The 26,566-nt window shown below is 69.1% G+C and carries 27 protein-coding genes, 1 rRNA gene and 1 riboswitch; of the genes, 22 read left to right on the forward strand and 6 right to left on the reverse strand.

Features of this window, described 5'->3' with window-relative positions; all coding sequences use genetic code 11:
• Positions 1-86 precede the first annotated feature (86 nt).
• Positions 87-653 carry a TMEM165/GDT1 family protein gene (locus tag ASF94_RS03575; protein WP_056661650.1) on the reverse strand — a complete coding sequence of 189 codons (567 nt, stop codon included), beginning with the start codon at positions 651-653 and terminating at the stop codon, positions 87-89.
• A gap of 36 nt (positions 654-689) precedes the next feature.
• Positions 690-879, reverse strand: a riboswitch (yybP-ykoY riboswitch).
• A gap of 234 nt (positions 880-1,113) precedes the next feature.
• On the opposite strand from ASF94_RS03575, the gene ASF94_RS03580 reads away from it, so the two are divergent.
• Together ASF94_RS03580 and ASF94_RS03585 are read left to right on the forward strand one after the other, a co-directional pair.
• Positions 1,114-1,524, forward strand: a complete 411-nt coding sequence (locus ASF94_RS03580; RefSeq protein ID WP_056661651.1) for an RNA-binding protein — start codon at positions 1,114-1,116, stop codon at positions 1,522-1,524.
• 315 nt (positions 1,525-1,839) lie between these two features.
• Positions 1,840-2,412: an RNA-binding protein gene (locus tag ASF94_RS03585; RefSeq protein WP_056661652.1), complete on the forward strand. Its 573-nt coding sequence runs from the start codon at positions 1,840-1,842 to the stop codon at positions 2,410-2,412.
• A 358-nt stretch (positions 2,413-2,770) separates the two neighbouring features.
• Here ASF94_RS03585 and ASF94_RS03590 read toward each other — a convergent pair whose 3' ends face one another.
• The 3 genes from ASF94_RS03590 to flgA all read right to left on the reverse strand — a co-directional run bounded on the left by ASF94_RS03590 (position 2,771) and on the right by flgA (position 4,422).
• Positions 2,771-3,139, reverse strand: a complete 369-nt coding sequence (locus tag ASF94_RS03590; RefSeq protein WP_056661655.1) for a hypothetical protein — start codon at positions 3,137-3,139, stop codon at positions 2,771-2,773.
• A gap of 71 nt (positions 3,140-3,210) precedes the next feature.
• Positions 3,211-3,531, reverse strand: a complete 321-nt coding sequence (gene flgM / locus ASF94_RS03595; RefSeq protein ID WP_056661658.1) for a flagellar biosynthesis anti-sigma factor FlgM — start codon at positions 3,529-3,531, stop codon at positions 3,211-3,213.
• Positions 3,532-3,624: 93 nt separating this feature from the next.
• Entirely contained in the window at positions 3,625-4,422 is a 798-nt protein-coding gene (flgA, locus tag ASF94_RS03600; protein WP_369818629.1) for a flagellar basal body P-ring formation chaperone FlgA, read from the reverse strand.
• A 321-nt stretch (positions 4,423-4,743) separates the two neighbouring features.
• On the opposite strand from flgA, the gene ASF94_RS03605 reads away from it, so the two are divergent.
• The 12 genes from ASF94_RS03605 to ASF94_RS03660 all read left to right on the forward strand — a co-directional run bounded on the left by ASF94_RS03605 (position 4,744) and on the right by ASF94_RS03660 (position 17,065).
• Complete coding sequence (locus ASF94_RS03605) at positions 4,744-5,214, forward strand: flagellar basal body protein (RefSeq protein ID WP_056661664.1); 471 nt, start codon at positions 4,744-4,746, stop codon at positions 5,212-5,214.
• A 64-nt stretch (positions 5,215-5,278) separates the two neighbouring features.
• Positions 5,279-5,683 carry a flagellar basal body rod protein FlgC gene (gene flgC, locus ASF94_RS03610; protein WP_056661667.1) on the forward strand — a complete coding sequence of 135 codons (405 nt, stop codon included), beginning with the start codon at positions 5,279-5,281 and terminating at the stop codon, positions 5,681-5,683.
• 37 nt (positions 5,684-5,720) lie between these two features.
• On the forward strand, positions 5,721-6,377 hold the full coding sequence (locus tag ASF94_RS03615) for a flagellar hook assembly protein FlgD (protein WP_056661673.1): 657 nt from the start codon (positions 5,721-5,723) through the stop codon (positions 6,375-6,377).
• A 55-nt stretch (positions 6,378-6,432) separates the two neighbouring features.
• Entirely contained in the window at positions 6,433-7,689 is a 1,257-nt protein-coding gene (gene flgE / locus ASF94_RS03620; protein ID WP_056661675.1) for a flagellar hook protein FlgE, read from the forward strand.
• Between the two features lie 43 nt (positions 7,690-7,732).
• A complete protein-coding gene (locus ASF94_RS03625; RefSeq protein ID WP_056661677.1) occupies positions 7,733-8,476 on the forward strand; it encodes a flagellar basal body rod protein FlgF in 744 nt (247 codons plus the stop codon).
• Positions 8,477-8,534: 58 nt separating this feature from the next.
• Positions 8,535-9,317, forward strand: coding sequence for a flagellar basal-body rod protein FlgG (gene flgG / locus ASF94_RS03630; protein ID WP_056661680.1), 783 nt, complete (start codon positions 8,535-8,537; stop codon positions 9,315-9,317).
• Positions 9,318-9,358: 41 nt separating this feature from the next.
• Positions 9,359-10,069 (forward strand): flagellar basal body L-ring protein FlgH, encoded by a 711-nt coding sequence (locus tag ASF94_RS03635; protein ID WP_056661772.1) that lies wholly within the window; start codon positions 9,359-9,361, stop codon positions 10,067-10,069.
• A gap of 195 nt (positions 10,070-10,264) precedes the next feature.
• Positions 10,265-11,407, forward strand: coding sequence for a flagellar basal body P-ring protein FlgI (locus ASF94_RS03640; RefSeq protein WP_056661683.1), 1,143 nt, complete (start codon positions 10,265-10,267; stop codon positions 11,405-11,407).
• Positions 11,408-11,488: 81 nt separating this feature from the next.
• Entirely contained in the window at positions 11,489-12,448 is a 960-nt protein-coding gene (flgJ, locus tag ASF94_RS03645; RefSeq protein ID WP_056661688.1) for a flagellar assembly peptidoglycan hydrolase FlgJ, read from the forward strand.
• A 22-nt stretch (positions 12,449-12,470) separates the two neighbouring features.
• Positions 12,471-14,441, forward strand: a complete 1,971-nt coding sequence (flgK, locus tag ASF94_RS03650) for a flagellar hook-associated protein FlgK (RefSeq protein WP_056661690.1) — start codon at positions 12,471-12,473, stop codon at positions 14,439-14,441.
• A 30-nt stretch (positions 14,442-14,471) separates the two neighbouring features.
• Complete coding sequence (flgL, locus tag ASF94_RS03655; RefSeq protein ID WP_056661691.1) at positions 14,472-15,722, forward strand: flagellar hook-associated protein FlgL; 1,251 nt, start codon at positions 14,472-14,474, stop codon at positions 15,720-15,722.
• 101 nt (positions 15,723-15,823) lie between these two features.
• The gene (locus ASF94_RS03660) at positions 15,824-17,065 is read left to right on the forward strand and encodes an HDOD domain-containing protein (RefSeq protein ID WP_056661695.1); all 1,242 of its coding nucleotides are present in this window, start codon (positions 15,824-15,826) and stop codon (positions 17,063-17,065) included.
• Positions 17,066-17,101: 36 nt separating this feature from the next.
• On the opposite strand, the gene ASF94_RS03665 is transcribed toward ASF94_RS03660, so the two are convergent.
• On the reverse strand, positions 17,102-18,568 hold the full coding sequence (locus ASF94_RS03665; protein WP_056661698.1) for a PLP-dependent aminotransferase family protein: 1,467 nt from the start codon (positions 18,566-18,568) through the stop codon (positions 17,102-17,104).
• A gap of 189 nt (positions 18,569-18,757) precedes the next feature.
• Here ASF94_RS03665 and ASF94_RS03670 point away from each other — a divergent pair, with 189 nt between their 5' ends.
• From ASF94_RS03670 to ASF94_RS03705, 8 genes are all read left to right on the forward strand, one after another.
• A complete protein-coding gene (locus ASF94_RS03670) occupies positions 18,758-19,357 on the forward strand; it encodes a LysE family translocator (protein ID WP_056661700.1) in 600 nt (199 codons plus the stop codon).
• 118 nt (positions 19,358-19,475) lie between these two features.
• Positions 19,476-20,390 carry a DMT family transporter gene (locus ASF94_RS03675; RefSeq protein ID WP_235505252.1) on the forward strand — a complete coding sequence of 305 codons (915 nt, stop codon included), beginning with the start codon at positions 19,476-19,478 and terminating at the stop codon, positions 20,388-20,390.
• Positions 20,391-20,527: 137 nt separating this feature from the next.
• The gene (locus ASF94_RS03680; protein ID WP_056661702.1) at positions 20,528-21,763 is read left to right on the forward strand and encodes a PLP-dependent aminotransferase family protein; all 1,236 of its coding nucleotides are present in this window, start codon (positions 20,528-20,530) and stop codon (positions 21,761-21,763) included.
• A 5-nt stretch (positions 21,764-21,768) separates the two neighbouring features.
• Positions 21,769-22,389: a glutathione S-transferase family protein gene (locus ASF94_RS03685; protein ID WP_056661703.1), complete on the forward strand. Its 621-nt coding sequence runs from the start codon at positions 21,769-21,771 to the stop codon at positions 22,387-22,389.
• 151 nt (positions 22,390-22,540) lie between these two features.
• The gene (locus tag ASF94_RS03690) at positions 22,541-23,470 is read left to right on the forward strand and encodes a PhzF family phenazine biosynthesis protein (RefSeq protein WP_056661704.1); all 930 of its coding nucleotides are present in this window, start codon (positions 22,541-22,543) and stop codon (positions 23,468-23,470) included.
• Positions 23,467-24,180, forward strand: a complete 714-nt coding sequence (locus ASF94_RS03695; protein ID WP_056661707.1) for a VOC family protein — start codon at positions 23,467-23,469, stop codon at positions 24,178-24,180. The genes ASF94_RS03690 and ASF94_RS03695 overlap by 4 nt, the downstream gene beginning before the upstream one ends.
• A gap of 70 nt (positions 24,181-24,250) precedes the next feature.
• Positions 24,251-25,270: a threonine dehydratase gene (locus ASF94_RS03700; RefSeq protein ID WP_056661710.1), complete on the forward strand. Its 1,020-nt coding sequence runs from the start codon at positions 24,251-24,253 to the stop codon at positions 25,268-25,270.
• A 72-nt stretch (positions 25,271-25,342) separates the two neighbouring features.
• On the forward strand, positions 25,343-26,014 hold the full coding sequence (locus tag ASF94_RS03705) for a histidine phosphatase family protein (RefSeq protein ID WP_056661711.1): 672 nt from the start codon (positions 25,343-25,345) through the stop codon (positions 26,012-26,014).
• Positions 26,015-26,478: 464 nt separating this feature from the next.
• Here the strand turns inward: ASF94_RS03705 and rrf are convergent.
• Positions 26,479-26,566: ribosomal RNA gene (gene rrf / locus ASF94_RS03710) — 5S ribosomal RNA — on the reverse strand; the annotation flags it as partial.

Consider the following 26,566-nt stretch of genomic DNA (forward strand, 5'->3'; position numbering starts at 1 on the left):
AGCTGAACTTATAAAGCGCCCGCAAGCTGAAGCAAATCGGCGCGACAGGCACTATACCAAAGCGGCGCCTGTCCCGCAGCGCCCGCTCAGGCCACCGGAGCCAGCAGCGCGATGCCGCCGAGCACCAGGAAGATGAGCGCGGAAACCACGTGCACCGCGCGGATGGGCACGCGCCGGGTGATGCGCTCGCCCAGCCACACCACGGGGGCGTTGGCCAGCATCATGCCCAGCGTGGTGCCGGCGACGACGGCGACATAGGCGCTGTACTGGGCGGCCAGCATGACCGTTGCGACCTGGGTCTTGTCGCCCATTTCGGCCAGGAAGAAGGCCACCAGCGTGGTGCCGAACACGCCCCAGCGCGGCGCCTTGGGGGACTCGTCGTCGTCCAGCTTGTCGGGGATGAGCATCCAGACCGCCATGGCGATGAACGACAGCCCCAGGCCCCAGCGCAGCACCTGCGGCCCCACCACCGTGGTCACCCATGCGCCCACGGCACCGGCGAGTGCGTGATTGGCCAGCGTGGCCACGAAGATGCCGAGCACGATGGGCCAGGGCTTGCGGAACCGGGCCGCCAGAACGAGAGAGAGGAGTTGGGTTTTGTCGCCCATCTCGGCAAGGGCGACGATGGCGGTCGAAACGAAGAAGGCTTCCATGGGTGAGATGTCGTTATCCGGCCGGAAAAACGGTAAGACAGCATTGACTGCGCCCCGACTCCGGCTCTTGGATCGGTGCGCAGTCAATGGTCTCGCTCAGCCGCCCTGCATGAATGAATGAATGCATGGCTGCCGCACACACCATGGACCGCGGAGGTCCAAGTTTGTTGATGCGTGCCCCCCTGGCGCCGAAGCGCGGGACGAGCTACTCCCCAAAGACTGCCCGCATTGTAGGGGCGGGCGACGGGTCAACCCCGGGTAAATACGCAGCAAAAGTGCGGGAGTGCTGCAAAAAGTTCACCACAAGGCCGGAAACTATGGTTGATAATGGTTCCTGCCTTTCTGCCTTGCAGGAATGCAAGCTGCGGTGTTTGGTCGGTTTCGCGTCTTTGAAGTCGTCACAGGTTTGTTGATTGCGTAAGGCTCATCGCGTTTTATTGGTTTTTTGTAGGAGTCCTTCATGGGCAACAAACTTTACGTGGGCAACCTGCCCTATTCCTTCCGCGACAGCGACCTCGAGCAAACCTTCAGCCAATTCGGCGCCGTGAACAGCGCCAAGGTCATGATGGAGCGCGACACCGGCCGTTCGAAGGGCTTCGGCTTCGTCGAAATGGGCAGCGATGCAGAAGCCCAGGCTGCAATCCAGGCCGTGCACGGCCAAAACTTCGGCGGCCGTGACCTGGTGGTCAACGAAGCCCGTCCGATGGAACCTCGTCCTCCCCGTAGCGGTGGCTTCGGCGGCGGCAACGGCGGCGGCGGCTACGGCGGCGGTGGCCGCAGCGGCGGCTTCGGCGGTGGCAATGGCGGCGGCGGCGGCTACGGTGGTGGCAACGGCGGCGGCGGCTACGGCGGCGGTCGCGGCGGCTACTAAGCCCCTCATACCGATCGGCCCAGCGCCTTTTGCGCTGGGGTTCCGTATCGCCCAAAGGCCCTTTCGAGGGCCTTTTTTCATGCCCGCGCGAACGGCGTCATTCCACGTTTCCACGCGGTAGAACACCCCTGGCAGGCAGGCCTAAACCCTTGTGTTTTCACAAATTTTGTGGCGCATAATGTTTCTTGCAGCTTAGCTGCGCCGAGGTCTGCGGTGATTCCTTCCATTTCGCGCATAGGGCATCTTTCGTGATTCACTGGCTGCGTTTCCGGGACTCCATCGCTTCATCAATGTGTGTTTTTGAGGAGTCCCTCAATGGGCAACAAACTGTACGTCGGCAACCTGCCGTATTCCGTCCGTGACAGCGATCTGGAACAGGCTTTCGGCCAGTTCGGCGCCGTCAACAGCGCCAAGGTCATGATGGAACGCGACACGGGCCGGTCCAAGGGCTTCGGCTTTGTCGAGATGGCCAGTGACGAAGAAGCGCAGTCCGCCATCCAGGGCATGAACGGCCAGTCTCTGGGCGGCCGCAGCATCGTGGTGAACGAAGCCCGTCCCATGGAAGCACGCCCACCCCGCAGCGGCGGGTTCGGTGGCGGCGGTGGCGGCTTCGGCGGCGGTGGCCGCAGCGGTGGCGGTGGTTACGGCGGTGGCGGTGGCGGTGGCTACGGTGGCGGCGGTGGCGGTGGCTACGGTGGCGGCAGCCGTGAAGGCGGCGGCGGCGGTGGTTATGGCGGAGGTGGCCGTGAAGGCGGCGGTGGTGGTGGCTACGGCGGCGGCGGCGGACGCAGCGACGGCGGCTTCCGCAGCCCCTATGGCTCCGGCTCGCGCAACGGTGGCGGCGGCGGTCGCAGTGGTGGCGGCGGCTACGGCGGTGGCGGCTACTGAGACTGACCCTCTACAGCCAGCCGACAAGGCAACAAGGCTCCTTCGGGAGCCTTTTTCGTTTCTGCCACCCGATTGCGGGCGCCGGCCCATGCGTGAGAGCGATGGCGTGTCAGAGAGTGGGTACGGCCCGCGCCTTCCACGGCGGCGGGCTGCCAGGGGCGCATGTGCAGGCGCTACAGGTGCGTACCCGGTCGCAAGCCAGCTTCGTTGGGAGCGCGCAGATGGGGAGCGATGACCCCGATCGCCATGGTCGGTCGGGCGTGCGGGCAGCCCCGGCTTGCAGGCGGGAGGGCGGCTGGAGTGGCGGACGGGCGAGATCCGCCCAGCACTCCGGTCGCTCGTGACAGCTTTCGGGCGATCAGCCCGGCGCGCGGTAGATGCGCGCGCCGCGGGCCGAGCCTTGCCCGGTTCCGTTGCCGTAGGTGACCACGCCCTGCGCAGGCGGAAGCAAAGACGCGGCCTGCCGTTCCGTCAACGCCAGCAGGCGGGCAAGCTGGTCGCGCAGCGTGGGGAGCCGCGCGGCTATGGCGCGAATGCGCCGCGCCTGCTCGTCAGTCGGGGAAAGCGGGGTGCCGGCCTGGCCAGCCAGCGCCTGGGACAGCGTCATGGCCGCGCTGCGCAGTTGCGTGGCGGCTGGTTCGAGAGCGAGCGGATCGGTGGCCAGCAGTGCCTCCTGCACGTCCTGCAGTTGCGTTTCGACGGTGGAGAGCGTGGCTTCGAGGGACATGGGAGGGGGTATTCAGGGGCGCCTGGCCTGGCGGCTTCCAGCCTGAGGGTGGACGGGCCCTCCCCGGGCGTTCAACCGCGGAAGCGGGAGAAGGTTTCTTCGGCGTTGGACAGCAGCTTGTCGGCGATGGCCTCTGCGTTCACCGTGAACGTGCCCTGGTCGATGGCAGCCTTCACCGCCTTGACCTTGCCGGCGTCGAACTCGGCGCCGCTGCGGGCCGTGGAATCCACACCCCGGGCAGTACTGGAGAAAGTGACGGGCACACCGGCGGCGGCCGTGGATACGGTCTGGGCGACGGCTTGCGCCGTGGCTGCGGGGGCCTTGGCCTGTTGCTGCTTGACAGCAGCCTGCGATACCGCGTTCGCAATGTCTGGGTTCTGACCTATCTTCATCGCTCTCTCCACCACCCCGTCCGATGTGGGGCACAGTACCTTTCTTTTCGGCGGGTTCGGGAACGACTTGAGGCCTTAATTGAATTCAAGACGTTACAAGGCCGCCGCTATCGTTCCATCCTCGGCGACGATGCCACCGATCACCCGCCCATTGGCCATGCGGACGCGGATATTCTGGCCGACGGCGCCAGCGCTCATGGCCTGACCCGATGAGGTGACTGCAAAGCCCGGGCCCTGCGCCACGACCTTGACCTGGGCCCCCGCCTTGAACACGTCGGGGGCGCGGACCATATTCTGGCGCAAGGTCTGTCCCGCGACCAGCGCACGGGTGGCGGTGAGGCCCACCCACGATTCCTGGCTCGCGGCGACCGGCGCCTGGTCGGCCGCCCAGTCGACTTCGGATTCCGCCGCATCGGCCGCGGTCAGCAAGGCGCCGGAGGCGACGTTGTTGGTCAGCACGAAGGCGGGGCCGAAAGCCTTGACGGTCACCGGCAGGAAGACGTTCCAGCGAGTGGCCCCATCCAGGCAGCGCAGGCCCAGCCGTGTGCGGCCCCAGAGGCGTGCGCCGGTGGGCAGATAGGGCTCGACGCGGCTGCAGGGCGCCAGGCGCAGGCGCGGATCGAGCGCGCCCACGCTCACTTCCATGCGCAGCGGCAGGCCGGCAGTGGCGCCGTTGGCCTGGGCCGCCTGCACCGCGTCATTGAGCCAGCGCGCGGAGAGCGCACCCAGCTCGCCGTCCGGTGACGTGTCCGCCTGTCCCTGCATCGGCGCCTGCATCGACACCTGCATCGGCATCTGCGTCTGTGCCACAGCGCCCAGCGACACCGCCAGGCCGAGCATCACGCTCCCGACGGCGCGGCGCACGCGCGGGCGAGAGGCTGCAGCGGGCATGGGGGATGAGGGCGGATTGCGGAACATGGAACACCTCCTGGAAAGACGACGGCGGCAAAAGCGGGGAAGCGGGCAAGCAGGCGAGCGAGCACATGGGCAGACGGGCGAACGTCCGATGTCCGCTCGCCGCCGCGCGATGGGCCCCTGCCCCGCCGGGCCACCGCAGTGAACTGTAGGCGCGCCGCTGTCCGGCGATGGGCCGAACTGCCCGCCGTTTCCTGTGTTCTTCCCGCTTTAGGAAAACCGGCCGAATTTCACAATCGCTGCACGCCAGGAATCCGTGTGGACTCCTGATTCCACCCACCCGAGAGCGAGGACCGCATGCTCGACAAGTTGACCGACCGACTGGACTTCCACGGCAACGCGCTGCTGCTGCGTTCCGAGCGCCAGCGCGCCATCGCGAGCAACATTGCCAATGCGGACACGCCCGGCTTCGTGGCGCGGGACTTCAAGTTCTCGGACGCGTTGCGGGAGGTCAGCGAGGCGTCGTCGTCCGCCAACCGTCCCTGGGCCGCCACGCTGCAGGGCGGCACGGCGCGCCAATACGGCACCACCGACCCGCGCCACATCCCGCTGCCAGCCGCGCCCGGCCTTGGCAGCAATGGCAGCGGCGGCCTGTCGGTCAGTACCCTGGGCTACGCCGTGCAGGCGCAGCCGAACATGGACAGCAACACGGTGGACATGGACCGCGAACGTGCCGCCTTCATGGACAACGCCGTGCGCTACGAAGCCACGCTGCGCTTCATCAACGGCAACGCCAAGACCATGCTGAGCGCCATCCAGGGCCAGTGACGGACCGCGCCCCGCCTGACAGCCCCCACCCACCAGACACCGCCTTCGGGAAAGCGACGCCGCCATGTCCATGTTCTCCATCTTCAACGTCTCGTCGAGCGCGATCAGCGCGCAGTCGCAGCGGCTGAACGTCGTGGCCAGCAACCTGGCCAACGTGGAGGCCGTGGCCGGCCCGGACGGCCAGGCCTACAAGGCGCGCCAGGTGGTCTTCCAGACCGCGCCGATGGGCTCCGACAGCTCTGCCGGCGTGCGGGTCAGCTCGATCCAGGAAAGCCAGGTGCCCGGCCGCCGCGTGCACGACCCCAACCATCCTTCGGCCGACGCCGAAGGCTATGTCTCCCATTCCAACGTGAACGCGGTGGAGGAAATGGTCAACATGATTTCCGCCTCGCGCTCCTACCAGAACAACGTCGAGGTGATGAACACCGCCAAGACGCTGCTGCTCAAGACCCTGCAGATGGGCCAGTGAGCCCGCTGCCACTCCTCTTCGCCTGAAAGACGCCGCCATGATCCTCAACCCCGTCGGTTCGACCGCCACCACGGCCAACACCTCCGGCAAGTCCACTTCCGCTGCGACCGACCCGAACGCGGTGCAGGACCGGTTCCTGAAGCTGCTGGTCGCGCAGCTGAACAACCAGGACCCGATGAACCCGCTGGACAACGCGCAGATGACCTCGCAGATGGCGCAGATCAACACCGTGACCGGCATCCAGACGCTGAACCTGACCATGCAGACCATGGCCGAGCAGTTCTCGACCATGCAGACCCTGCAGGGCACGCAGATGATCGGCCGCTCGGTGCTCGCCGAAGGCGACAAGCTGTCCACCTCGGACGGCGTGAGCAAGGGCCAGTTCGAGCTGGCCGGCACGGCCACCGACACGCGCGTGGAGATCGTCACGCCCGGCGGCGTGGTGGTCGGCACGGTGGAGATGGGCGCCCAGGACAAGGGCCGCCACGACTTCTCCTGGGACTCCAGCAAATACGCCGGCAACACCAGCGACCTGAAGTTCCGCGTGGTCGCCACCACCAAGGACGGCGCCGTGGAATCCACGCCGCTGGTCACCTCGCGCGTGACCGGCACCGGCTCCGCCAACGGCGCACTCACCCTGACGCTCGACTCCGGCGCGACGGTGAACTACGGCCAGATCCGCGCCGTGCTCTGACCCTCCAGCCACCCCTCCCCACACCCACCCTCTTCCCCTCCCCCAGGAGCACACCATGAGTTTTCAGCAAGGCCTCTCCGGACTGAACGCCGCCAGCAAGAATCTGGACGTGATCGGCCACAACATCGCCAACTCCGGCACGACCGGCTTCAAGGCCTCGCGCGCCGAGTTCGCTGAACTGGTGGCCAGCGCCATCGGCTCGTCCGGCGGCAGCAACGCCGGCATCGGGGTGGAGGTCGGTGCGGTCTCGCAGCAGTTCAACCAGGGCAACATCTCGGTCACCGGCAACACGCTGGACGTGGCCATCAACGGCAACGGCTTCTTCACGCTGCAGCAACCCGACGGCTCGCGTGCCTACACCCGCGCCGGCAACTTCAAGCTCGACTCTTCGGGCAGTGTGGTGACCAACAGCGGCGCCAAGGTCATGGGCTACGCCATCGACCCGATCACCGGCGCACGCACGGCCAGCAGCGCCGTGCCGCTGCAGTTCCCGACCTCCGCACCCATTCCGGCGCGCCAGACGACCAAGGTGACCGCGTCGTTCAACCTCGATGCGCGCGCCGCCGACGCCGCCGGCAACCCCACCGCCACGCCGCCCGTGGCCGCCACGCCGCGCTCCACCTACGGCACCTCCATCAACGTGTACGACAGCCAGGGCGTGGCCAAGCCGGTCAGCCTCTACTTCTCCAAGAACGGCTCCAACACCTGGGACGTGTACGACTCGCTGGACCCCGCCGCCACGGCCGTGGGCCAGCTCACCTTCGACAACAACGGCGTGCTCACCGGCCCCGCGGCCACGCCGCCCGCCAGCGGCTTCCAACTGCCGCTGACCATCACGCCCACGCCGCCGAACCCGAACGCCCTGCCGACCTACACCGTGCAGGTGCAGCTCGACAAGGTCACGCAGAGCGGCAAGGCGTTTTCGGTGTCCGACCTCTCGCAGGACGGCTACACCTCGGGCGACCTGACCGGCATCAACATCGAGAACAACGGCATGGTCATGACGCGCTATTCCAACGGCGTGACACGCGCCGAGGGGCAGGTGGCGCTGGCCAGCTTCCGCAACACCCAGGGCCTCTCCGCCGCGGGCAACAACAACTGGGTGGAGACCTTCGAGTCGGGCCAGGCCGTGACCGGCACGCCCGGCGAGGGCAACTTCGGCGCCCTGCGCTCCGGTGCGCTGGAAGAGTCGAACGTGGACCTCACCGCCGAGCTGGTCAACATGATGACCGCGCAGCGCGCCTACCAGGCCAACGCGCAGACCATCAAGACGCAGGACCAGATCATGTCCACGCTGGTGAACCTGCGCTGACGCGCACGGCCGCCACCGCCTGAACTGAACCACGGAGCCCTCCATGGACCGCATGATCTACACCTCCATGACCGGCGCCAGCGCGTCCTCGCAGCGGCAGGCGGTGCTGGCCAACAACCTGGCCAATGTGTCCACCAACGGGTTCCGGGCAGAGATGTCCACCTTCCGGTCGGTGCCGGTGCAGGGCACCGGCTCGTCCACCCGCGTGTTCGCGCTGGAGGCCACCTCGGGCTTCGTGGACACCCCCGGCCCCGTGCAGCGCACCAGCCGCAACCTGGACGCGATGGCGATGGGCAATGCCTGGTTCGCCGTGCAGGGCCTGGACGGCACCGAGGGCTACACCCGCGCCGGTTCGTTCGAGGTGACGCAGGCCGGCCAGCTGGTCAGCGCCAGCAGCGGCCTGCCGGTGCTCTCCGACGGCGGCGGCGCGATCGACGTGCCGCCCGGCGCCGACGTGGCGCTGGGTGCCGACGGCACGCTGACGGCCACCGTCGCCGGCCAGCGGCCCCAGGCCATCGGCCGCATCAAGCTGGCCACGCCCACGCCGGAAGACCCGCTCAAGCGTGGCGACGACGGGCTGTTCCGCGCCGCCTCGGGCGAGCCGCTGCCCAGCGACGTGAACGCCCGGCTGCTGTCGGGCGCCATCGAAGGCTCCAACGTCAACGCCGTGGAATGCATGGTCGGAATGATCGCGGCGTCGCGCCAGTTCGAGCAGCAGATGCGCCTGCTGCAGACCGCCGAGAACGACGACAAGACCGCCGCGCAGCTGCTGAGCATGAACGGCTGACGCCGCCCCCTGTCGCCCCCCGCCCACCCGCGCCCCCGACTTCCCACCAGGACCCGCCATGATCAATTCCCTCTGGATCGCCAAGACCGGCATGAGCGCCCAGCAAACGCAGCTGGACGTGATCTCCCACAACCTGGCCAACGTCTCCACCACCGGCTACAAGCGCAACAACGCGGTGTTCGAAGACCTGATCTACCAGAACCTGCGCCAGGTCGGCTCGCAGACCACCGAGCAGAACCAGCTGCCCACCGGCCTGCACCTGGGCCTGGGTGTGCGCACCGTCGCCACCAGCCGCAACTTCACGCAGGGCAGCCTGCAGCAGTCGGGCAACCGGCTGGACGTGGCCATCAACGGCAACGGCTTCTTCGAAGTGACGATGCCCGACGGCACCACCGGCTACACGCGGGACGGCTCGTTCCAGCTCGACTCGCAGGGCCGCATCGTCACCTCCAACGGCCTGCCGGTGGCCAACGGCATCACCGTGCCCGGCAACGCCACCAGCGTCGGCATCAGCGAGGAAGGCGTGGTCACCGCCACCCTGCCGGGCAACACGCAGCCCCAGCAGATCGGCACCATCGCCATGGCCAGCTTCATCAATTCGGCCGGCCTGGAGCCCACCGGCCAGAACATGTACAAGGAATCGGCCGCGTCCGGCCCGCCGCAGCAGGGCACGCCCGGCACCAACGGCCTGGGCGTGATCCGCCAGGGCTTCCTGGAAACGTCGAACGTCAACGTGGTGGAAGAGCTGGTCAGCATGATCCAGACCCAGCGCGCCTACGAAATGAATTCCAAGGCCATCCAGACCTCCGACCAGATGCTGGCCAAGCTCGCGCAGCTGTGATGCGCGCCCCCGTCACACCCGCCTCCTCCAGGATGCTCGCCATGTCGCTCACCGCCTTCCCGACCGCCCTTCCCGCCACGCTCACGCGGATCGCCGCACTGGGCACCCTGCTCGCGGCCACCGGCTGCGCCACGCTCAGCCCGCCGCCGCCGGTCGAGCTGGTCTCCACCGCGCCGCCGCCGGTCGCCGCCATGCCCCGGCCCACGGGGCCGGCCACCGGCAGCCTGTTCCACGCGGCCAGCTACCGGCCGGTGTTCGAGGACCGCCGCGCGCGGCTGGTGGGCGACGTGGTCACCATCCAGATCGTCGAGAACGTGTCGGCCAAGCAGAATTCCACCTCCACGGTGGACCGCAGCTCGGGCACCAAGGGCGGCATCACGGCGCTGCCGTTCTTCGGCGGCGAGTCGCTCGCCAAGCTGAACGTGGGCGCCAGCACCAGCAATGCCTTCTCGGGCAAGGGCGGCACGGAAAGCTCCAACACGTTCACCGGCTCCATCACCACCACGGTGGTGGAAGTACTGCCCAACGGGCACCTGGTGGTGGCCGGCGAAAAGCAGATCGGCGTGAACGAGAACGTGGACGTGCTGCGCTTCTCGGGCACGGTGGACCCGCGCTCGCTGCAGCCCGGCAGCACCGTCAGCTCGACCCTGGTGGCCAACGCCCGCGTGCAGTCGCGCGGGCGCGGCGCGCAGAGCGAGGCGCAAGCCATGGGCTGGCTGTCGCGGGCATTCAATTCCGTCTCGCCTTTCTGAGCCACTGGCTGCGGGAAACCGCCCCACCATTGCTATTACTTTAATAGCTGTTGGCGCTTGTATGACAAGCGCTGACGGCTGTTTTCGCTTGTTTTTTCCGCTGCGGGACGTTTCGGGTCCTTGGCCGGCAAATAGCGGGTGAACCGGCGTCTTTTTGGCGATTCCCGAAACCGGGCAGCTTTCACAATCGGTGGCATGAAAGCCCTGCCTGCCCCCTTCACGTCCGTCGCCACCCGCAAAGCCTGCGTTCTGCTGGCGGTGCTGGGGTCGCTGCTCGCCGCCCTGCCCGCGCACGCGCTGCGCATCAAGGAAGTGGCCGCCGTGCAGGGCGTGCGCAGCAACCAGCTGACCGGCTACGGGCTGGTGGTGGGGCTGGACGGCACGGGCGACCAGACCACGCAGATGCCCTTCACGGCACAGGCGCTGTCCAACTACCTGCAGCAGATGGGCATCAGCCTGCCGCCCGGCACCACCGCGCCGCAGCTCAAGAACGTGGCGACGGTGATCGTCACGGCGCAGCTGCCCGCCTTTGCCCAGCCGGGCCAGGCCATCGACGTGAGCGTGTCCTCCATGGGCAACGCCAAGTCGCTCAAGGGCGGCACGCTGATCGCCACGCCGCTGCGCGGCGCCGACGGCGAGATCTACGCGCTGGCCCAGGGCAACCTGGTGGTGGGCGGCGCCGGCGCTGCCGCGGGCGGCAGCAAGGTGCAGATCAACCACCTGAGCGCCGGCCGCATTCCCGACGGCGCCCAGGTCGAGCGTGCCGTGCCCACCCCGCTGCACGACGGCGACACCATCAACCTGGGCCTGAACGCGTCGGACTTCCAGACCGCCCGCAAGGTGGCCCAGACCATCAACACCCGCCTGGGCCAGGGCACCGCCACCGCGCTGGACGGCCGCACGGTGCAGGTGCGCGCCCCGCAGGACCCGGGCGGCCGCGTCAACTTCATCGCCGAGCTGGAAGAGCTGGCGATTCCCGATTCCGTGCCGTCGGCCAAGGTGGTCATCAACGCCCGCACCGGCTCCATCGTGCTGAACCAGGCCGTGACGCTGGGCGCCTGCGCCATCGCCCACGGCAACCTGTCGATCACCATCAGCTCCACCCCGGTCATCAGCCAGCCCGCGCCGCTGTCGCAGGGCCAGACGGTGGTAGCGCAAAAGAGCGACATCCAGGTGCAGCAGGAAGGCGGCAAGGTGCTGCAGCTGCCCGCTTCGCCGCAGCTGGCCGACGTGGTGCGCGCGCTCAACACGCTGGGCGCCACGCCGGGCGACCTGCTGGCCATCCTGCAGGCCATCAAGGCGGCCGGCGCGCTGAACGCCGAGCTGGAGGTGATCTGACCATGAGCCCTTGCGCCACCACCGCAACCCGCGCCCCCCGTCCGGCGCACCGCCGCTGACGAGCCAGGAAAGGAGCGCGCCATGTCCCTGTCATTGACGTCCTCGGCCACCGTGTCCGCATCGTCCAGCCAGCAGCTGGCGGTGGACGCGCGCTCGCTGAACGCGCTGAAGCTGCAGGCGGGGCAGAACACGCCCGAGGCCGCGAAGGAAGCGGCCAAGCAGTTCGAATCGCTCTTCATGCGCGAGATGATCAAGAGCATGCGCGAGGCCACCATGAAGGCCGGCCTGCTGGACGGCGCCGAGGGCAACATGGCCAACGACATGTTCGACCAGCAGCTGTCGGTGCAGATGTCGGGGCGGCCGGGCGGGCTCTCCGAAGCCATCCAGCGCCAGCTCACCAAGCAGATGGGCGGCGACGCCGAAGCGGCGCTCGTGCCCGGCTCGACCCTGGGCCTGGATGCGAGCAGCCGCTTTCGCGCCGGCGCGGCCTCCGGCGCCAGCGCCAGCCGCGCCGTCAGCGACGCCAGCGCGCCCGCTCCCAAGGGCCGGGAGAACTTCGTGCAGCACCACCGCGCCGCCGCCGAGCGCGTGGCGCAGGAAAGCGGCATTCCCGCCAGCTTCATGCTGGGCCAGGCCGGCCACGAGACCGGCTGGGGCAAGAGCGAGATCCGCAGCAAGGAGACCGGCAACTCGTTCAACCTGTTCGGCATCAAGGCCGGCCGGGGCTGGACGGGCAAGGTCGCCGAGATCACCACCACCGAATACGTGGGCGGCGTGCCGCGCAAGGTGACGGCCAAGTTCCGCGCGTACGACTCCTACGAGGATTCCTTCAAGGACTACGCCAAGCTCATCAACGACAACCCGCGCTATGAAAAGGCGCGCGGCAAGACGCATTCCGCGGTGGCCTACGCGGCCGAGCTGCAGAAGGCCGGCTACGCCACCGACCCGCAGTACGCCAGCAAGCTGAGCCGCGCCATCCAGAGCACGGTGGGCGTGGCGCCGACCAGCGTGGCGCGCAATGCGTCGAATACGCAGGCATGAACGCCGGCCTGAGGACTGACCCATGAGCCTGCTCAACGTCGGAGGCCGCGCACTGCTGGCCAACCAGGTGGCCCTGCAGACCGCCGGCAACAACATCGCCAACGTCAACACGCCGGGCTACTCGCGCCAGACGGTGTCGCTGCAGACCGTGCAGGGCCAGTTCACCGGCGGCGGCTACATCGGCCAGGGCGTGGACGTGCAGACCATCCTGCGCAACCACAACGAGCTGCTGACCCGCCAGGCCGCTGCGGCCGGCGCGGTGCAGGCGGCGGACTCCACGCGCGCGCAGCGGCTGTCGCAGGTGCAGGACATCTTCCCTGGCGGCACTAAGGGGCTGGGCGCCTCCATCACCGACATGATGAATTCGCTGGCCGACGTGGTGGCCTCGCCGAGCGACATCACGGCCCGCACCGTCACCCTGACCCGGGTGAGCGAAATGGCCGGGCGCATGCGCTCGGCCGCCGAACAGCTGGGCGAGGTGGCCTATTCGGTGACCGAACAGCTGGGCGGGCTGACGGACAAGATCAACAGCCTGGCCCAGAGCGTGGCCCAGGTGAACGACCAGATCGCCCGCACCAAGGGCAACGGCCAGGTGCCGAATGACCTGCTGGACCGGCGCGAGCAGCTGATCCGCGAGCTGAACCAGTACGTGCAGACCACCCAGATTCCAGCGACCGACGGCACCGTGGGCCTGTTCGTGGCCGGCAGCCAGCCGCTGGTGCTGGGCACCACCGCCACGCCGGTATCGGTGCAGGAAGCGGGGCAGTTCCCCGGCAGCGGGCAGATGCGGCTGATGTTCAACCCGCCAGGCGCCACCCCGATCGAGCTGGACGAGAACCTGCTCGGCGGTGGCGAGGCCGCGGGCCTGCTGCGCTTCGCCAACACCGACCTGGCCGAGGCGCGCAACCTGCTGGGGCGCATGGCGCAGGCCATCGGCATGACGATGAACGCGCAGCAGAAGCTCGGGCTGACGCTGGACGGCACCCAGGGCAAGGACCTGTTCGCGGTGGAAACCAGCGCGCAGGGCTTTTCCAGCGGCACGGCCGTGGGCACCGCCAGCTACAGCGACCCCGCGCGGTTCGCCGCGTCGGACTACGAAGTGCGCTTCACCACCCCGCCGGCCGGCCAGGTGGTGCGCCTGTCCGACGGCAAGGCCACCCCCTTCACCGATCTGGCCAACCTCTCCGGCCAGCAGATCGACGGCCTGCAATTCAACCTGACGTCGGCTGGCGCCCCGGGCGAGCGCATGCTGTTCAAGCCGTTCGCCGCGCCGGCCGCCAACATCCAGGCCACGGTGTATTCGCCGCGCGACCTGGCGGTGGCCAACCCGATCAATGCATCGATGGGCAAGACCAATGGCGGCACGCTGCAGCTGGCCGCGCTGCAAGCCACGGGCAAGCCCACGCCGCTCGTGCTGCCCGGCAATGCCAATCCGACCGCCACGCCGGCGATTGCCGGCGGCGTGCAGCTGCAGTTCAACGCCACCACCCCGGTGACTTTCGATGCGGTGGACCGCAGCACCAACCCGCCGACCACGCTGGCCGCCGGGCAGACCTACGTGTCGGGCCAGCCGATCTCGATCAACGGCTGGTCGATCACGCTGCAGGGCACGCCCAAGGCGGGCGACACGGTCACGGTCGGCAACGCGCTGGACCCGCAATACGGCGACGCCTACACCCGCAACGCCGGCAACGGCACGGCGCTGATGAACCTGCGCGACGCGAAGCTGTTCGACGAATCGACCATGAGCGACGGCTATGCCGGCCTGATGGCGCAGGTCGGCACGCGCACGCAGTCGGCGCAGTACGCGGCCGACCTGTCCACGTCCATCGCCAAGAACCTGGAATCGGACCGCACGGCGGTGTCCGGCGTGAACCTGGACGAGGAAGCGGGCAAGCTGATCCAGTACCAGCAGGCCTACCAGGCCTCGGCCAAGATGCTGCAGATCGCGCAGAGCATCTTCGACAGCCTGATCCAGACCATGGGCCGCTAAAGCAGCCCCCGGCAACGCACGGAGCATTCCATGACCAATTTCTACCGCGTCGGCACCGCCAACATGTACGACAGCACGCTGCGCAACCTGAGCGGTCGGCAGGCCACGCTGGTCGACCTGCAGGAAAAGCTCACCGCCGGCAAGCGCGTGGTGCGGGCCAGTGACGACCCGGTCGGTGCGGCGCAGGCCGAGCGCTCGCTCACCCGCATCACCCGCATCCAGACCGAGCAGCGCGCGCTGGAAGTGCAGCGCAACGCGGTGGCGCAGGCCGAATCGACGCTGGGCGACGCCGTCGGGCTGGTGCAGGAGATCCGCCAGCTGATGGTGGCGGCCGGCAATGGCGGCATCAAGGCCGAGGACCGGACCACCTACGCCAACCAGATCAACAGCCTGCGCGAGCAGCTCACCGAAGTCGCCAACCGCAAGGACACCAACGGCATGCCGCTGCTGGGCGCCCTGGGCAGCGCGCTGGCGCCGTTCCTCGGCCCGCAGAGCAGCAGCCCCAGCTATGCATTCGCCGGCCAGCCGGGCCAGGCCGCCAGCACGGGCAATGGCCTGACCAGCACGCTGGACGGCCATTCGGCCTTCATGTTCGAGCCGCAGCGCGACGGCGTCTACACGGCCGACGTGAGCACCATTCCCAATGGCCGCACGCTGACCACCGACGCCGCGCGCGCCACCGACCTGAGCCAGGTCACCGGCGACAAATACCAGATCACCTTCACCGCCGTGGGCGCGGGCGCCACGCCCGGCACCAGCTCGGCCACCTACACGGTGACCAACCTGACCACCAACGTCACCAGCGCGCCGGTGACGGTGCCCGACTACCCCTCGGACAAGCCCGTGTCCATCGCCGTGAGCGGCGTGCCCGGCCTGGCGCTGTCCATCAACGGCACGCCGGCGGCGAACGACACCGTGAGCCTGCAGCCCAGCGACAGCCTGTTCGGCAGCATCGACGCAGCCGTCAAGGGCATCGGCGGCGCCATCAACAACAACGCCGCCACGCAGGCCGTGGGCCAGGCGCTGGCCGCGGTGGACAAGGGCCTGGAGCGGCTGCACAACCTGCGCGGCTATGCCGGCGAGCTGCTCAACCGCGCCGACCGCATCACCGGCGACCAGAGCAGCCGCGCCATCCAGCTGGAGGCCGACCGCTCGCGCGCCGAAGACCTGGACATGGTGCAGGGCATCTCCGACTTCCAGACCGCCCAGGTGGGCTACGAGGCCGCGCTCAAGTCGTATGCGCAGGTGCAGAAGCTCTCGCTCTTCAACTTCATCGGCTAGGGGTTCCCCAGGCAAGGGCCTGCGGGGTTTCTGCCCGCTCCCGCCGGGCGCGCCGTCTCCGACAATGGGGGCTTCTTCGACCTGGCTCATCGCACCTATCCATGGCCCAATCCGTTCTCGGCAGTCTGGTTCTCGGTTATCGCCCCCTGTGGAATGCAGAGCGGCGGCTGGCGGGCGTGCAGCTCTACGTGCAGAGCCAGGGCACCCATGCGGTCGATGCGCCGCACCTGCTGCGCACGCTACTGGAGCTGTGGACTGCTGCATCCCCGCGCCTGCTGCTGTCGCCGCAGAACCGCGAGCTGCTGGGCGAGTTGCTGGAACACGCCCCCGCCGGCAGCCCCTGGATCGAGGTGCGCGGCGCCTGGCTGGACGATGCCGCCTTGCTGGTGCGCGTGCAGGCGGCCCACCAGCGCGGCCTGAAGCTGGTGTGGCGCGGCGAGCTGCAGCACCTGCCCGACGCCGCCGTGGCCCGCTTCTTCGACAACAGCCTGCTGAGCCTGTCGCCCGCCGATGCCGCCAGCGCCCTGCAGACCCGCGCGGCGGCGACGGCCCAGCGCCAGGGCACGCCGGTGCCCCAGGCCGCGCGCCGCGCCAGCAGCCCCGTCATCGCCGGGCAGCTGTATGAGAACGTGGCCAGCCGCGCGCTGCTGGAGCATTGCCTGGACGAACACCATGCGCTGGCGGTGGCCGGCTGGCCGCTGGAAGACGTGCTCTACAGCCTGCGCCACCAGCCGCTGCAGCCGGCGCGCGAGACGGTGCATGCGCTGATGAAATCCATCGACGCGGAGCAGTCGCTGGAGGCCTTCGAGCACATCCTGGGCCAGGACCCGCTGCTGGCCTGGCGCTTCATGACCTACACCAACTCGGCCGCGCTGGGCCTGCGCACGGGGGTCGATTCGCTGCGCCGTGGGCTGGTGATGATGGGCTACGGATCGCTGCAGCGCTGGCTGTCGGACCAGCTGCCGCACTGCGCCACCGAACCGAACCTGCGCCCGATCCGCGAGTCGATGGTGCTGCGTGCCCGGCTGACCGAACGCCTGCTGGATGCCGGCGTGGAGAACGACCTGCGCCGGGAGGTCTACCTCTGCGGCCTGCTGTCGCAGATGGACGAGCTGCTGGGCGAACCCCTGGGCGCCATCTTGCGGCGGCTGCCCCTGTCGGAGCGGCTCTACGACGCCATCGTGCTGCACACCGGCCCCTATGCCGCCAGCCTGGAGATGGCCTGCGCGCTGGAGACCGACGACATGGCCGGCATCCGCCAGCTGTGCGAGACGCACGAGATGAGTTTGGAAGAGGTCAACCGGGCGCTGCTGCGCATGCTGGCGGAGCTGGGCGCGGGCTGACCCGCATCGCGGCCATTTCCACCACGGGACGCGGCGTCAGCGCACGCTGTCCGCCACGCGCTTCCAGGTCTTCCAGAACGCCACGTCCTGCGTGGTGGTGAAGTTGATGCGCATCAGCGTGCAGGGCTGGCGCGTGGCGTGGAACAGTGCGCCGGGGGCGATCAGGTAGCCCTCGTCCAGCATGCGCTGGGCCAGCATGTCGGTGTCCACCCCCGTCTCCACCCAGCCGAACAGGCCTGCCGGCTCCGCCGCGAAGGTGCAGCCCGCGTCCAGCGCCAGCTGCACGCTGCGCGCCCGGGCCTGCGCCAGCCGCAGCCGCATGCGGTCGGCATGGCGGCGCAGCTGGCCCTGTTCGATGCAGAGGGCCAGCGCCTTCTCCAGCAGCGAGGGCGTGGTCAGCGTGGACAGCAGCTTGGTGTCGAGCAGGCGCTCGACCAGCGGGGGCGGCGCGACCAGGTAGCCCACCCGCCAGTTGGGCGCCAGGATCTTGGCGAAGCCGTTGACGTAGACGGTGCGGCGCAAGCCGTCGAGCGCGGCCAGGCGCGTGGCGTGGTCGGGCGCGATGTGGCCGTAGGTGTCGTCCTCGACGATGTGGAAGTCATGCTGCCCGGCCAGCTGCAGCACCTGGTGCGCGCTGCCAGGCGACAGGCTGTAGCCGGTCGGGTTGTGCAGCACGCTCACGCTCACGAAGAGCTTGGGCGCATGCGCCTCGCAATAGCGCGCCATGACGGCCAGGTCGGGGCCGTCGGGGCCGCGCGGCACGGGCAGCACGCGCATGCCGAGCGCATCGAGCCGCGCGAATTCCACCGACCAGCCGGGTTCTTCCACCATCACCGGGTCGCCCGCCTTCAGCAGCGTGCGGCTGACGATGTCCAGCGCCTGCGTGGCGCCCACAGTGGTGATGATCTGCTCGGGCTGCGCATGCACGTTGATGGCCGAGAGCCGGCGCGCCAACGCCTGCCGCAGGCCGGCATCGCCCATGGGCTCGCCATAGCTCAGCGAGCCGTCCTGCAGCGCGCGGCTGCCGGTGATCTTGCGCACGGCGGCCGGCACGAAGCGCGCTTCCTCCAGCCAGTCGGGCGGGAACACGCCCGTGCCCGGCTGCGGCTTGGAAGATGCCTGGTGGAACATGCCCCGGATCAACGCGGTGGCGTTGATGTGCGAGCCCGACACGCGCATGCCGATGCTGCCGAGTGGTGATGGCCTGTCGCCATTTGCTATCTTATTAATAGCATCATCCCCAGAAGATTCAGGCGCTCCAGGCACTTTTTGCAGGTAATCGCGCACGTAGAAGCCGCGCTGGCGGCGCGCCTCGACCAGCCCCTGCGCCAGCAGCTGGTCATAGGCGGCGACCACGGTGTGCGGGCTCACGCCCTGCTGGCGGGCGCATTCGCGCACCGACGGCAGGCGGGCACCGGCAGGCAGCAGCCGCGAGCGGATGCGCTCGGCGAAACGGTCGGCCAGCTGTTCGGTCAGCGTGCGGTCGGAGGAACGGGTAAGCATGTGCGGCGGTAATGGCGTTGGCGGCGGTGGCGGCGTGGGGAGCGTCGGAAACTGTGCCGGCATCTGAACCGATACAGATGATGTATTTGTGAATCTGTCTGTACTGCAACTGTAATGGAATCGATCCTACAGTGAATGCCGGAATGCCGATACCGGCGCCCACCCCTTCACCGCATCGCCTGCCGCTCCATGCCGCTTCTCGAATTCACCGCTTTGCTCATCCTGGCCACGGCCATGAGCTTCTCGCCCGGCCCGAACACCACGCTCTCCACGGCGCTGGCGGCCAACCGCGGCCTGCCGGCGGCGATGCGTTTCGTCTGCGCCGTGCCGGTGGGCTGGACCCTGCTGCTGCTGCTGTGCGCGGGCGGCGTCGGCGCCATGGTGGCGGCCGTGCCCGCGCTGCAGTGGGCCATCAAGGCGATGGGCATCGGCTACCTGCTGTACCTGGCGTTCAAGCTGGCGCGCAGCGCGCGGCTGGCGCAGGCCGATGCGGCGCGCCTGGACGTCGGCTTCTGGCAGGGCGTGGCGCTGCAGTTCGTGAACATCAAGGCCTGGCTGCTGGCGCTGACCATCGTGGGCAGCTGGGTGGCCGGCCGGCCCGACGTGCTGCCCCGCCTGGCCGTGGTGGTGCCGGTGATGCTGTTCTTCGCCTTCGCCAGCAACCTGCTCTACGCCGCCACCGGCGCCCTGCTGCGCCACTGGCTGGCGCAGGGCGCACGCCTGCTGTGGTTCAACCGTGCGATGGCCGCCGTGCTGGTGCTGACGGCGGCCTGGATGGTGAACGCCTGATCCACCCGCTTTCACCCGTTTCCACCCGTTTCCCCCCCGTTTTTTCTCACCGACTGCTCACCACGCCATGTCTTCTGCCAGCACCTCCACCGGCGCCCACGACGCGCCCCGCCGCGCGATGTCGGCCGACGCCCGCGGGCTCTGGCTCGGCCTGCTGGGCGTGGCCATCTTCGCCCTCACGCTGCCGATGACGCGGCTGGCCGTGGGCTCGCCCGAGGCGCCGCAAATGAACGGCCTCTTCATCGCCATGGGCCGCGCCGTGGTGGCGGGCCTGCTGTCGGCCGCGCTGCTGCTGGTGCGCCGGGCGCCCTGGCCCGCGCGTGCCGACTGGGCGCCGTTGGCGCTGACGGCGGCGGGCGTGGTGTTCGGCTTTCCGCTGCTGACCTCGCTGGCCATGCGGCATGTGGAGGCGGTGCACGCCAGCGTCATCGTGGGCCTGCTGCCGCTGGCCACCGCCGCCGTCGGCGCGCTGCTGCACCGCCAGCGCCCGTCGGCCGGCTTCTGGCTGTGCGCCACGGCCGGCACCGCCCTGGTGGTCGTGTTCGCCGTGCTGCGCTCGGGCGCGGGCGGGCTGTCGCTGCACCCGGCCGACCTGCTGCTGATGGCCGCCATGCTGTGCGCTGCCGTGGGCTACGCCTGGGGGGCGCGCCTCTCGCAGCGCATGCGGGCCGATGCGGTGATCTGCTGGGCGCTGGTGATTTCGCTGCCGATCAGCGTGCCGCTGGCCTTGGCATCGTGGCCGCAGGCGCCGCTGCCGGCGTCGGCCTGGGGCGCCTTCGCCTATGTGTCGGTCTTCTCGATGTGGCTCGGCTTTTTCGCCTGGTACCGCGGCCTGGCCCTGGGCGGCACCGTGCGGGTGAGCCAGGTGCAGCTGGTGCAGCCCTTCCTCGGCATGCTGGCCGCCGTGCCGCTGCTGGGCGAACGGCTCGACGCGGTGAGCATCGGCTTCGGCCTGGCGGTGCTGGCCACCGTGGCGCTGGGCCGGCGCATGCCGGTGCGCCCACCGGAAAGGACGCCCCGCCCCACCCCCTGAAACCCCGCTGGCGCGGGCGCTGCAGGCGGTTAAGCTCCCCTGCGGCTTCACCCGCAAAGCCGAACCGGCCGCACGACGGCCCCCTGGCAACAACGACATACAGCGCCCTTGTCGAGCGCTCACGGAGATCAACGGATATGACGAACTGGACCCTGGCCGCACGCGCCGCAAAGATGAACCCCTCGGTGATCCGCGAGATCCTGAAGGTGACTGAGAAGCCCGGCATCATCAGCCTGGCGGGCGGCCTGCCCTCGCCCAAGACCTTCCCCATCAGCGCTTTTGCCGACGCCTGCGCCGCCGTGCTTCAGCACGACGGCCCGGCCGCCCTGCAGTACGCCGCCAGCGAGGGCTACCTGCCGCTGCGCGAAGCCGTCGCCGCCATGCTGCCCTGGGAGGTGGACCCGGACCAGGTGCTGATCACCACCGGATCGCAGCAGGGCCTGGACCTGGTGGCCAAGGTGCTGATCGACGCGGGCAGCCGCATTTTGGTGGAGACACCCACCTACCTGGGCGCGCTGCAGGCGTTTTCGCCCATGGAGCCCACGGTGGTGAGCGTGGCGAGCGACGACCACGGCGTGCTGGTGGACGACCTGGCCGACAAGGTGGGCACGGGCGCCGACCGCGCCCGCTTCCTCTACGTGCTGCCCAACTTCCAGAACCCCACCGGCCGCACGATGGACGAGGCACGCCGCGCCGCCTTGGTGGCCCGCGCGGCCGAGCTGAACCTGCCGCTGATCGAAGACAACCCCTACGGCGACCTGTGGTTCGACACGCCGCCCGCGCTGCCGCTGACCGCGCGCAACCCCGAGGGCTGCATCTACCTGGGCTCGTTCTCCAAGGTGCTGGCGCCCGGCCTGCGGCTGGGCTTCATGGTGGCGCCCCGCGCCATGTACCCCAAGCTGCTGCAGGCCAAGCAGGCGGCCGACCTGCACAGCCCGAGCTTCAACCAGCGCATGGTGGCCGAGGTGATGCAGGGCGGCTTCCTGGACCGGCACGTGCCGACCATCCGCCAGCTCTACAAGAGCCAGCGCGATGCCATGCTGACCGCGCTGGACCGCGAAATGGCGGGCCTGTCGGTGGAGTGGAACCGCCCGGCCGGCGGCATGTTCCTCTGGGTGCGCCTGCCCGAGGGCCTGAGCGCCATCGAACTGCTGCCCGAGGCGGTGGAGCGCAACGTGGCCTTCGTGCCCGGTGCGGCCTTCTATGCCGACGATGCCGATCCGCGCACGCTGCGTCTGTCGTTCGTGACGGCCAGCGCCCAGCAGATCGACATCGGCATCGCCGCCCTGGCGGCGACCATCCGCGCACGCCTGGCGCGCCCGGCACCGGCGGGCGCCACGAACCCCGCCACCACCGCCCCCGTGGCGGCCTGACGATCATGCTGCGCCTCTGGGGACGGACCACGTCCATCAATGTCCGCAAGGTCGTCTGGACCGCGCAGGAGCTGGGCCTGACCGTGCAGCGTACCGACGCTGGCGGCCATTTCGGCCTGGTGCGCGAGCCCGAATACCTGCGTCAGAACCCCAACGGCATGGTGCCGCTGATCGAGGACGACGGCTATCTGCTGTGGGAATCGAACGTCATCGTGCGCTATCTGTGCGCACGGCACTCCCCGGCCGACCTGTACCCGGAAAGCCTGTCGGCCCGCTTCATCGCCGAACAGTGGATGGACTGGCAGCAGACCACCCTGAACCCGGCCGGCCGCGATGCCTTCGTGCAATGGATCCGCACGCCGGCGGCCGAACGCGACGAGGCGCGCATCGCCCAGTCGGTGGCGGCGACCGAGCCGCTCTGGGACCTGCTCGACGATCACCTGTCGCACCAGCCTTTCGTGGGCGGCGACCGGTTCACCATGGCCGACATCCCGGTCGGCTGCGAAATGCACCGCTGGTGCGGCCTGCCCCGCGAACGCACCGCCCGCCCGCATCTGGACCGCTGGTACCAGACGCTGTGCGACCGGCCCGGCGTGCGCGGCGTGCTGGACCAGCCCCTGGCCTGACGGGCCAGCCGCCCCAGCCGATCACTGCGCTGCCCAGGCGCCGCCCGCCCGCACGCGGCGGCGCCCAGGGCGGAGCCTTGCCCGGCCCGGACCGATCCGCCCCATTCCACCCGATCCTTCGTTTCCGCAACCCATCGAAAGAAAGCGAACCATGCGCCAACGCCCCTTCAAGCAAGTCGACGTGTTCACCGACCAGCCCTACCTGGGCAACCCGCTGGCCGTGGTGCTGGATGGCGAGGGCCTGACCACCGAGGCCATGCAGCAGTTCACGAACTGGACCAATCTGTCGGAAGCGACCTTTCTGCTGCCGCCCACCGAGGCCGGAGCGGCGGCTGGCGCCGACTACCGCGTGCGCATCTTCTGCCCGGGGCGGGAGCTGCCTTTTGCCGGCCACCCCACGCTGGGCAGCTGCCATGCCTGGCTGCAGGCGGGCGGCCGGCCGCGCACGCCGGGCCGCGTGGTGCAGGAATGCGGCGTCGGCCTGGTGACCCTGCGGCAGGACGGCGAGCGGCTGGCGTTCGCCGCGCCGCCCCTGCTGCGCAGCGGTCCGCTGGACGAGGCCGATGTGGCGCTGATCGCTCGCGGCCTGGGCGTGGAGCGGGGCGACATCCTCGCGCACGCCTGGTGCCACAACGGACCGAACTGGCGCGGCGTGATGCTGGCCAGCGCCGAGCAGGTGCTGGCGCTGCGGCCTGACGCGGCGGTGCTGGGCGCGCTGGATATCGGCGTCGTCGGGCCCCGCGGCAAGGTCGGCGTCATCGGCGCCCATGGCTCCCATGGCACGCCCGGCAATCAGGGCGCCAGCGCCACCAGCGTGGACGACGACGGCGATGGTGTCGCCTTCGAGGTGCGGGCGTTCTTCCCCGGCAACAACGGTCTTGCGGAAGACCCGGTCACCGGCAGCCTGAATGCCGGCCTGGCGCAGTGGCTCATCGGCGCGCAGCTGGCGCCGACGAAGTACATCGCCGCGCAGGGCACGGCGCTGGGCCGCGCGGGACGGGTGCATGTCGAGCAGGAGGGCGACACCATCTGGGTGGGCGGCGGCTCCGTCACCTGCGTGGACGGGCAGGTGCTGCTATGAGCCCGGACGGTCTGCACCGCTGCGCCATCGACCACCTGGTGGTGATGGCCGACACGCTGCACGCGGGCGAGGCCTGGTGCCAGCGCACGCTGGGCGTGGCCCCGGCTGCCGGCGGGGAACACCCGCTGATGGGCACCCACAACCGGCTGATCAATGTGTCGAGCGAGTCCCATCCACGCGCCTATCTCGAGATCATCGCCATCCACCCGGGTGCGAAATGCGCCCGCCCCCTGGGCGCTGCGCGGTGGTTCGACATGGATGAGGCCGGTCTGCAGCAGCAGGTGCGGCAACAGGGGCCGCAGCTGATCCACTGGGTCGCCTCCCTGCCGGACGTGGCCGCCGGGCACCGGGCGCTGGCCGGGCTGGGCATCGATCGGGGCGAGATCCTCGAAGCCAGCCGGCCGACACCGCTGGGCCCGCTGCAGTGGCAGATCACCGTGCGCCATGACGGGCAGCGGCTGATGGACGGGCAACTGCCCACGCTGATCCAGTGGGCCGATCGGCATCCTTGCTACAGCCTGCCGGCCAGCGGCGTGGCACTGCGCTCGCTGCACCTGGAACACCCCGAGGCGCCGCTGCTGGCCAGCGCGTGCACCGCCGTCGGCCTGGGCGCGCGCGTGTCCATCCGCCATTCCGCCGCGCCGCGCATGCAGGCGACCTTCGGCACACCCCGGGGCACCGTCGTGCTGCAGGACGGACAGCCGGCGTGACAAGGCCGGCAACCCCTCCTCCCCAATTCCTGGCTCATCAGCCCGCACCTCTTTCCAGCGATTGCCCACCATGACGCACCCCCTGCCCGCCGGTCCTGCCCTGTCGGCCCTGCCCACCCTGGCCGACATCGAAGCCGCCTCCAAAGTCGTCTACGCAGACTTCCCCGCCACGCCGCAGTACCGTTGGCCGCTGCTGGGTGAACGGCTCGGCACGGAGTGCTGGCTCAAGCACGAGAACCACACACCGGTCGGCGCCTTCAAGATCCGCGGCGGGCTGACCTATTTCGACCAGCTGGCACGCCGTGGCCCGCTGCCGCGCGAGGTCATCAGCGCGACGCGCGGCAACCACGGCCAGAGCATGGGCTGGGCGGCCCGGCGACACGGCGTGGCCTGCACCATCGTGGTACCGCACGGCAATTCGGTCGAGAAGAACGCCGCCATGCGGGCGCTGGGTGTCCAGCTGATCGAGCACGGCGACGATTTCCAGGAAGCGCGCGAGCACGCCATGCAGCTGGCCCAGGAGCGCGGCGCCCATATGGTGCCGAGCTTCCATGCAGATCTGCTGCGGGGCGTCGCGACCTACTGGTGGGAGTTTCTGCGCGCCGTACCGCAGATGGATGTCGCCTATGTCCCCATCGGGCAGGGATCGGGCGCCTGTGCGGCCATCGCCGCCAAGCGCGCGCTGGGTCATCCGGTGCGCATCGTGGGCGTCGTCAGCGCCCATGCCACGACCTATGCGGATTCCATCGCCGCGGGCAGCGTCGTGGAAGCGCCCGTCACCACCGTGCTGGCGGACGGCATGGCTTGCCGGGTGGCGGATGCCGGCGCCCTCGACATCCTCAAAGCCCATCTCGACGACCTGGTCCAGGTCACCGACGCCGAGGTGGCAGACGCCATGCGCGCGCTGTTCGTCGACACCCACAACGTGGCCGAGGGGGCCGGCGCCGCAGCACTGGCGGCCGCGATGCAACGCCATGCTGGCACAGACCGTTCGGCCGGGTCCAGCCGCACCTGTATCGGTCTGGCCCTGACGGGCGGGAACGTGGACGCCTCCGCGTTCGCCAGGGCACTGCAACAGGGCCAGCCGTGATGCTATCTTTTTCATAGCTAACGTCGCCCTTGCGACAAGCGCTGGCGGGCGATCGGCTCAAGAATCACCGCCATGGGAACGCTCTACCTCGTCCGCCACGGACAGGCGTCATTCGGCGCCGACGATTACGACCAACTCAGCCCGCGCGGCCTCGAACAGGCCGTGCGGCTGGGCGAGTTCTGGCGCGGCCGCGGGGTGCAATTCGATGCGGTCATCACGGGTACCTTGAGACGCCAGGTGCAGACGCTTGCAGGCATCGGCACCGGCTTGCCGGGCCTGCCGCCGGCGCTGGAGTTTCCGGGCCTGAACGAGTACGACAGCGCGGCGCTCATCAGCGCCATCCACCCAGGTCCGTTGCCCAAGGCGGACACGCCCGCGCTCTACAAGCATCATTTCCGACTGCTGTGTGACGCGCTGGCGCAGTGGATGGGCGGCACCATCAGCCCCGCGGGCATGCCCAGCTGGCAGGAATTTTCTGCGGGCGTGCATGCGGTGCTCGACCATGTCCGCCGGCACCATGCAGGCCACAACGTGCTGCTTGTTTCCAGCGGCGGGCCCATCTCCACTGCGATCGGCCAGGTGTTGAGCACGCCACCGGAAGTCACCATCGCGTTGAACATGCGCATCCGCAACAGCGCAGTGACCGAATTCAGCATCAGCCCGAAGCGCCTGATGATGCAGACGTTCAATACGCTGCCTCACCTGGAGTCGGCCGAGCATCTGAGCTGGATCACGCACGCGTGACCTGTGGGTCGATGGCAGAGAGGGGGCCTGAGCCTGGATTGCAGCGGTAAAAGTACTACCGACGATCGTCGCAAACAGCGTGGGTTTGCGCATGGCTCAGTGACGACCCAACGCCCGTTCACCGTTAAACGTCACCCAGAGGCTTTCAGCGACGGCCGTGGGATACACGGACGTGCGCCAGCATGCGCTTCGGCGACTTCGTGTGACTTCGAGTGACTTGTGAACGACTCGCGGGCAGCACCCAGCTGACGTCTCAGGCGTCGTTCGCTCGCCTGTAGGGGACACGCGCCATGGAGCCGACTGCGACACGCCCGCACACCCGGGAATATCCAAAAAAATGAGCGCGCGCCACCTCAGATGTAAGGCAGTGGCAATTCACATCCGCGCGCTATACGTGCTTTCCAAATCCCCAAAGCAATACGCCCCGGGCACATGGAGTGCACGGGGCGGATTGGGCTGTAAGAGCCTGACGATGACCTACTTTCACACGGGAACCCGCACTATCATCGGCGCGAAGTCGTTTCACTGTCCTGTTCGGGATGGGAAGGAGTG

Origin of the sequence: Acidovorax sp. Leaf160 (assembly GCF_001424265.1) — a bacterium.
In the GTDB taxonomy this organism is placed as follows: Bacteria; Pseudomonadota; Gammaproteobacteria; order Burkholderiales; family Burkholderiaceae_C; genus Paracidovorax.